Annotated in this window: 7 protein-coding genes; 2 read left to right on the top strand and 5 right to left on the bottom strand. The window is 61.8% G+C overall.

Annotation, left to right across the window (positions count from 1 at the left end):
* Positions 1-166 precede the first annotated feature (166 nt).
* Positions 167-544, top strand: coding sequence for a MarR family winged helix-turn-helix transcriptional regulator (locus tag A2J01_RS15195; RefSeq protein ID WP_003941367.1), 378 nt, complete (start codon positions 167-169; stop codon positions 542-544).
* Between the two features lie 233 nt (positions 545-777).
* Complete coding sequence (locus A2J01_RS15200) at positions 778-1929, top strand: N(5)-(carboxyethyl)ornithine synthase (protein WP_003941354.1); 1152 nt, start codon at positions 778-780, stop codon at positions 1927-1929.
* Between the two features lie 9 nt (positions 1930-1938).
* Here A2J01_RS15200 and A2J01_RS15205 read toward each other — a convergent pair whose 3' ends face one another.
* The 5 genes from A2J01_RS15205 to A2J01_RS15225 form a co-directional block, all read right to left on the bottom strand.
* Positions 1939-2310, bottom strand: coding sequence for a nuclear transport factor 2 family protein (locus A2J01_RS15205; protein ID WP_054781941.1), 372 nt, complete (start codon positions 2308-2310; stop codon positions 1939-1941).
* Positions 2307-3461, bottom strand: a complete 1155-nt coding sequence (locus A2J01_RS15210; protein ID WP_064113024.1) for a 3'(2'),5'-bisphosphate nucleotidase CysQ — start codon at positions 3459-3461, stop codon at positions 2307-2309. Before A2J01_RS15210 ends, A2J01_RS15205 begins: the two co-directional genes overlap by 4 nt.
* The gene (gene cysC, locus A2J01_RS15215; protein ID WP_003941334.1) at positions 3458-5302 is read right to left on the bottom strand and encodes an adenylyl-sulfate kinase; all 1845 of its coding nucleotides are present in this window, start codon (positions 5300-5302) and stop codon (positions 3458-3460) included. The genes A2J01_RS15210 and cysC overlap by 4 nt, the downstream gene beginning before the upstream one ends.
* A complete protein-coding gene (cysD, locus tag A2J01_RS15220; RefSeq protein ID WP_003941285.1) occupies positions 5302-6228 on the bottom strand; it encodes a sulfate adenylyltransferase subunit CysD in 927 nt (308 codons plus the stop codon). The genes cysC and cysD overlap by 1 nt, the downstream gene beginning before the upstream one ends.
* A 143-nt stretch (positions 6229-6371) precedes the next feature.
* Positions 6372-7307 (bottom strand): helix-turn-helix domain-containing protein, encoded by a 936-nt coding sequence (locus A2J01_RS15225; RefSeq protein ID WP_064113025.1) that lies wholly within the window; start codon positions 7305-7307, stop codon positions 6372-6374.
* Between the last annotated feature and the right edge of the window lie 78 nt (positions 7308-7385).

Genomic DNA, 7385 nt, shown 5'->3' on the forward strand with positions numbered 1-7385 from the left:
TGTGGCCGGATCCGCGGATTCCGTAGAACCCGGGGATTCCGGCGAATCGAATGGTTTGAGTGTCGAGTCTGTGCAAGTCACGTCAGCGAGAATAGATGCACATGCACATAATGCACAAGCATTTAATGCAATTGCACGTAATCCGGTCTTCAACTAGAATGCGGACGTGACGTCGGAATCCGAATTGCGCAACACCTGGCGCTCGCTGTCGACCAGCTACAACGACATCGCGTGCGAACTCGATCGCCAGATGCAGTCGGCGCATGGGCTGAGTATGAGCGACTTCGAGGCTCTCGACCGACTCATGGACGCCACGTGCGAACGTCCACGCATGCAGGAGCTTGCCTCGGAGATGTACCTGAGTCCCAGCGCGCTCTCCCGTAGCGTGGCCCGACTCGAGAAGGCCGGACTGGTTCAGCGAGCACTGTGCGAGGCCGACCGGCGCGGAGTCTTCGTCGACGTCACCGACAAAGGACGTCAGGTACACGCGGACGCCAGCAAAATCCAACTGGCCGTACTGGATTCACGCCTGCGCGAGCAGTAGCCACACGTCAGCGGAGCACGACACAGCGCCCGGCCACCGGGCGAGGGCCGTTCCGGACTAGACTGAGCACATACCGACGCGCCTTTCTGTTGCCGTCGGCGATCGACAGCAGCGCAGCCAGCACGCTTTCACGCGGTCCTGGCCGAGGCAATCTGCCAGCGTTTCTGCGGCTTCTGCTAGTCCCTCAGGCTCCTGCCTGACATCTCTACCTGCTCCTATCGAGAGATACACAATTGAACAACGCACGCACCCTTGGAGTCATCGGACAGTCGAGCAAACCGGCAGAACGCCGGTTGCCGATCCATCCTGCGCATTTCGATCGCATCGATGCCGAACTACGTTCTCGGATCTACCTCGAAGAAGGCTACGGTCACCCCTTCGGCTACTCCGACGACTACCTCTCGCGCCTCGTTGCCGGAATCCGCACGCGCAAGCAGATTTTGGCGGAAACCGATGTGGTTCTGCTACCGAAGCCGTTGGTGCGTGACCTCGCCGAGCTACGATCAGGTCAGGTTCTCTGGGGCTGGCCGCACTGTGTCCAGGACACCGAACTGACACAGATCGCGATCGACAAGAAACTGACTCTCATCGCCTTCGAGGCCATGAACTTCTGGCACAGCGACGGATCGTTCAATCTGCATGTGTTCCACAAGAACAACGAGCTCGCCGGTTATTGCTCGGTACTGCACGCCCTGCAGTTGATCGGTTCCACCGGTGACTACGGCCGGCGTCTCACCGCTGCCGTGATCGGTTTCGGAGCCACTGCACGCGGCGCGGTCACAGCACTCAAGGCGCACGGTATCCACGAAGTGGACGTCCTCACCCAGCGTGGAGTCACCGCCGTCAGCTCCCCCATCCACTCGGCGCGCATGGTCTCGTTCGACAACAACAACGGTGACGTCCGTGGCAGCCACGTCATGCTCGACAACCACAGCGTGCCGGTGCCCGGTTTCTTGGCCGAGCACGACATCGTCGTCAACTGCGTACTGCAGAACACGGACGCCCCACTGACGTTCCTGACCGAGGAAGACCTCATGGACTTCCAACCCGGCAGCCTCATCGTGGACGTCTCGTGCGACGAAGGCATGGGCTTCAGTTGGGCTCGCCCCACCTCGTTTGCCGAGCCGACCTTCATCGTCGGTGACAACATCACCTACTACGGTGTCGACCACAGTCCGTCATACCTGTGGAACTCCGCGTCGTGGGAGATCAGCGAATCACTTCTTCCCTACCTGCCCACTGTGATGGCAGGAGAGACGGCCTGGAAGGCAGACGAGACCGTCGACCGCGCCATCGAAATCCGTGACGGCGTCATCGTGAATCCCGCCATTACGCGTTTCCAGCACCGTTCGGCGGACTACCCGCACGCTGTCATCGCGGAGTAGGCGCCCCGATCAGGCCTGGCCGGCTGCCGCGTTGATCGGTGCCATGTCGAAATAGTCGCGCCAGGCTTTGATCTTTCCGTCCTCGACTTCGAACACCCCCATGACCGGGAGCGCTACCTCGGCGCCGTTGATGGTGAAGACGTCGATGCGCTCGTTCATGACGGTGTTGCCGTCCGCGACCTGACGCTTGATCTGAAAGTCGATGTTGCCGAAGGCACCGACAAACTGCTCGATGAACGCCCGGACGGCCTCGCGACCGACCACGGGCTCCATCGGGATGTTGTGATAAACGACGTCATCGGTGAAGTAGTCGACAATTTTCGCGACATCGGCATTTGCCCACAGTGCGCAGAATTCGGTGACCAGCTTGTCCGGTGTCATTGTGTGCCAGCCTCTTTCGAATCGTCTTCGTGGGGTTCGATGATTGCCAGGATGCTTTCGATCTCGCCTGCCGGTATCCCGAAGTACTCGGTCACGAAAACCGTGACGGCCGGTGCCTGGCCAGGTGTTCCGAGGTCGAGCAGATACCGGGCTACGATGCTCTCGCCCCACTCACGCAGCGCGAGTTCACGTATCGCCACGATTCCGCGATATTGCTGGCCTTGTTCGAGCTCGTTGCTGATGAAGGCGCCGCTGTCACCGGTTCGCTGACCGTTCTCGACCCGCCAGGCGTCGGCGGCGAAGCGGACCTTCGTTGCGTCATGAGTGAGCAATGCGTTCACGTATTCACGCGCCATGGCGACGCGTCCGCTGACCGCAGACTCCGTGGAGTGCTTGGCAATTGCGCCCAGGATCGACTCCGACAACTCCGGTCGGCAGATCACGAGATCCGGCAGGTACGGATGAGATTCGTTGTAGAGCAGCGGCGAACCGTCGATGCGGCTGCAATACAGTCCCGCCGCCTGTGCGACGCCGACGGGTGCAGCCGAATCCCATTCCCACTGCCCACCGGCGTGCAGGTACGCGTCGACCTCGCCGCGCACCACCGCCATCGCCTTGGCGCCGGCCGATCCCATGTGCACCACGTCGGCGCCGAGTTCGGCTGCCACCGCTTCGGTGAATGCGGGTGGTCGCGATCCGCTGACTACTACGCGGAGCGGCGAGTTGGCGACAACCGAAGCTGCCTCGTCGCCACTGGAGTACACCGCTCCGAGCGCCGGCTGAGCAACCGCGGCTGCGGTAATTCCGCTACCGCGCTCCCAAAGCGCCACGTGCACTGCCCAATCCGCATGATTCGGCAAGCCGTATTCCTTGGAGCCGTCCAGCGGATCGATGATCCAGACCCGAGCTGCATCCAGACGACTGCGATCGTCGGCAGATTCCTCAGAGAGCACGGCATCGCCCGGCCGCTCGGCAGCCAACCGGTCGAGGATGTAGGAATCGGCGGCCTTGTCGCCCCGGCGACCCAGTTCCCGACCGTCGTCGACACCCAGACCCTCGGCTCGGATCCCCAGGAGGATCGCACCGGCGGCCTGCGCCAATTCCGCCGCGAGTGCCTCGTCGGCGATTCTGCTGTGTGTGGATTCGCTCACCGGTCCAACACTTCCATAATTCGCAGCGCAAGTTCGGTAGGCGTTCCGTCTTCGGGTCTGATCACCAGCTCGGGACTTGTCGGAGCTTCGTAGGGATCGTCGACTCCGGTGAATCCCGTGATTTCCCCGGCCCTGGCCTTGGCGTACATGCCCTTGGGGTCTCGGGCTTCACATTGCTCGATCGGGGTGTCGACGTAGACCTCGACGAACTTCAGCCCGGCGGCCTCGTGCGCCGCCCGCACTCGATCACGATCTTCGCGGTACGGGCTTATCAGGCAGGCCACTGCCACTGCACCTGAATCAGCGAACAACTGCGCCACCGAGCCGACTCGGCGGACGTTCTCGGCGCGGTCATCGGCACTGAATCCCAGATCCGCGTTCAATCCGTGCCGGAGGTTGTCGCCGTCGAGGCGGTACGCCGGGATACCCGCGGCCACCAACCGCCGCTCGAGTTCCACCGCGATCGTCGACTTACCCGAGGCCGAGAGACCGGTGAGCCAGACGGTGGCGCCGGCAGTCGCACGTTCCTCGCGAGAAACCTCCGAGCTGTGCCAGACGACGCGCGATTCCTTGAGTGTCGGACCGTTGATCATTCCGGCGGCGACGGTATTGCCCGTGGTCTCGTCCACGAGAATGAAGCTGCCCGTCACGCGGTTGCGGCGGTAGGGATCGAACATCAACGGCTGCTGCGTCTTGATCGAGATGCGGCCGATCTCGTTGAGGGACAAAGATTCTGCCTTCTCGTCGCGGTGCAGAGAATTGACGTCCAGCCGGTAGTCGAGCTTGACGATCTGCGCTTTCGTGGAGCGCGTGGTGTGCAGCAACGAGTAGCGATTGTTCTCCGACAGGGTTGTCTGTTCGGTCAACCAACAGACCATCGCATCGATTTCCTGCCCGACCTGCGGCCGGTTGTTGAGCCGACACAATTGGTCCCCGCGGCTGACGTCGAGATCGTCGGTCAGCTCGATGCATACGGCCGAGGGCGCAAACGCTTCGTCAATCACGTCACCGCCCGGCCCGTGGACTGCCTTCACCGTCGAGGTGAATCCTGAAGGCAAAGCCACGATTTCGTCGCCGGGCTTGAAGACGCCACTGGCCACCGTTCCGGCGTATCCACGGAAATCGTGGAGGTCGGCGTCGGTCTGCTTCTGCGGACGGATCACGTACTGCACCGGGAAACGCGCGTCGATCAAATTGCGATCCGACGCGATGTGCACCTGCTCGAGATGGTGCAGCAGAGAAGGCCCGTCGTACCAGGACATGTTCTCGGTCCGGGCAACGATGTTGTCCCCCAACAGCGCCGAGACCGGAATGAACGTCAGGTCGTGGACGTCCAGTTTGATCGCGAACTGTCGGAATTCTTCCTTGATCTCCTCGAACCGTTCCTGAGACCAGCCCACGAGGTCCATTTTGTTCACACACAGCACGAGGTGGGGTATCCCCAGGAGAGTGGACAAGAAGGCGTGCCGCCGCGTCTGTTCGAGCACCCCTTTGCGAGCATCCACCAGGATCAGGGCAAGATCGGCCGTCGACGCGCCGGTCACCATGTTGCGGGTGTACTGCTCGTGCCCGGGAGTGTCCGCGATGATGAACTTCCGATGAGGGGTCGCGAAATACCGGTGGGCCACGTCGATCGTGATGCCCTGTTCACGCTCGGCGCGCAATCCGTCGGTCAGTAGCGCGAGGTTGGCGTACTCGTCGCCGCGTTCTCGGCTGCTCCGTTCCACGGCCTCGAGTTGGTCCTCGAAGATCGACTTGGAGTCGTAGAGCAACCGGCCGATGAGTGTCGATTTTCCGTCGTCGACACTGCCCGCTGTAGCGACTCTCAGCAGTTGCGGCATCAGAAGTACCCCTCTTTCTTACGATCTTCCATGCCAGCTTCGGAAATCCGGTCATCAGCTCTGGTTGCGCCACGCTCCGTGATACGGCTCGCCGCAACTTCTTCCACGACAGCGCCCGGTGTTTCGGCCGACGATTCGACACATCCGGTACACGTTGCGTCGCCGACCGTACGGAAGCGCACCAACGCCTCGTAGGACTCTTCGCCGGCGCGAAGCTCGAGGAAACGGGTGCGTGCCAACAACATTCCGTCGCGTGGAACCACCTCGCGACGATGGGCGTAGTAGATGCCGGGGAGGTCGATCTGCTCGCTCTCGATGTACTGCCAGATGTCGAGCTCTGTCCAGTTGGAGAGCGGGAAGATCCGAATATGTTCGCCCTTACGGTGTTTGCCGTTGTACAGGTTCCACAGTTCAGGTCGCTGCACCTTCGGATCCCACTGCCCGAATTCGTCCCGGAAGCTGAACACCCTCTCTTTGGCGCGCGCCTTCTCCTCGTCTCGGCGAGCACCACCGAATACGGCGTCGAACTTGTTGTCGCGAATTCCGCGCAGCAACGCGTGCGTCTGCAGGCGATTGCGACTGGAACCGACTCCGGTGTCCTCGATGACGCGTCCGGCGTCGATGTCGTCCTGCACGCTGGAGACGACAAGACGCAGGTTGAAGCGATCGACCGTCTGGTCGCGGAATTCGATCACCTCGTCGAAATTGTGACCGGTGTCGACGTGCATCACAGCGAACGGCAGTGGGGCAGGCCAGAATGCCTTGGCCGCTACGTGCAGCATCACGACGGAATCCTTACCTCCGGAGAACAGGAGGACCGGCTTTTCGAAAGTCGCTGCGACTTCGCGGAAAATATGGACCGCCTCCGCTTCGAGTGCTCGCAGATGCGACAACTCGTAGGCGGGCGGGGTCTGGAGTGTTGCCATGTCTTTCGCTCCTGAGCATCACGTACTCCGTGCGGAACACCATTTCCGCATCGGTACATTTATGTACCGGACTGGTTCTAAATTGAACGCAATCACAGAATAGAACTCGTTCTACCCAAAGGTCAATGACCGGCAATCAGACGTCACAGACCGCGAACCGGACTCCTGCCACCAACTTCCGCCGTCACCGCATCCGCCGCCGCAACCAGCGCCGCGGCGCGGCGCTCGATCTCGGCGCCCGTGATCGCCCCACCCACATACAGAGTGAGCACAAGGGCCTGATGCCCCTCGGCGTCGTAGGTCGGGGCCGCGATGAGACTGACGGGATGCTCGTCGTCAGAGCTGATGTCGCGTCCGAGATACACCCTCTCGCCCAGGCTCGACACCATCTCACCGAGCAGTTCACGCACCTCCGGCGGAAGATCGTGCGTCGCTACGCCCGCCATCAGCGTGTGCAGTCGCTGCCCGACGGGATCCAGACTCTCGACCAGATATCCCGCAGCCCGACACTCGCGGACCACGTTCCACAGACGCTCGCGATCCAAGCGCACCGGCAGGCTCGGCTCTTTGCTCAGCCAACTGTCCATGTCGTGATCCGAACCCCAGAGGACGTACATCAGCCCGACCGGCGGAGCGAACGGGTACACCTGACCGACCTTGGCAGCGCGACGCGCGCCGATCGGTCCGGTCACTTCGAGAACGCTGATCTGATCACCGATCACACCGGACGCCGTGCACGTCGTCCCGAACTCCGTGCTCACTTTCTCCAGATGGCTGCGGGCAATGGGTCCGACGGCAAATCCTCGCTGAGCTGCACGTCCGGCCGCGATCAAGGCCGGACCGAGCCCATAGGTCTTCGACACCTCGTCCCGAGTCAGGTATCCACGATCAGCCAGCGCCGTGAGGATTCCCAAGCAGGTGGGCTTGCTGATCTCGAGCGCGCGGGCCAGTTCCGACAGCCCGAACCGCTGATCAGGGCGGCCGACGAGGTAGTCGAGCACCTGAACCACCCGTTCGGTGGGAGGCGATTGCCTCCCCCTCGGGCGTCCCTCTTCAGGCGTCTTCTCCGGTCCACCCATTGACCACTCCCTAGAACGCGTTCTATTGTCGAAATACCCAACATCTACCAAATAGGTACATATTTGTACCACGACGCT

It is taken from the genome of Rhodococcus sp. EPR-134, from assembly GCF_001647205.1.
Classification (GTDB): domain Bacteria; phylum Actinomycetota; class Actinomycetes; order Mycobacteriales; family Mycobacteriaceae; genus Rhodococcus_F; species Rhodococcus_F qingshengii.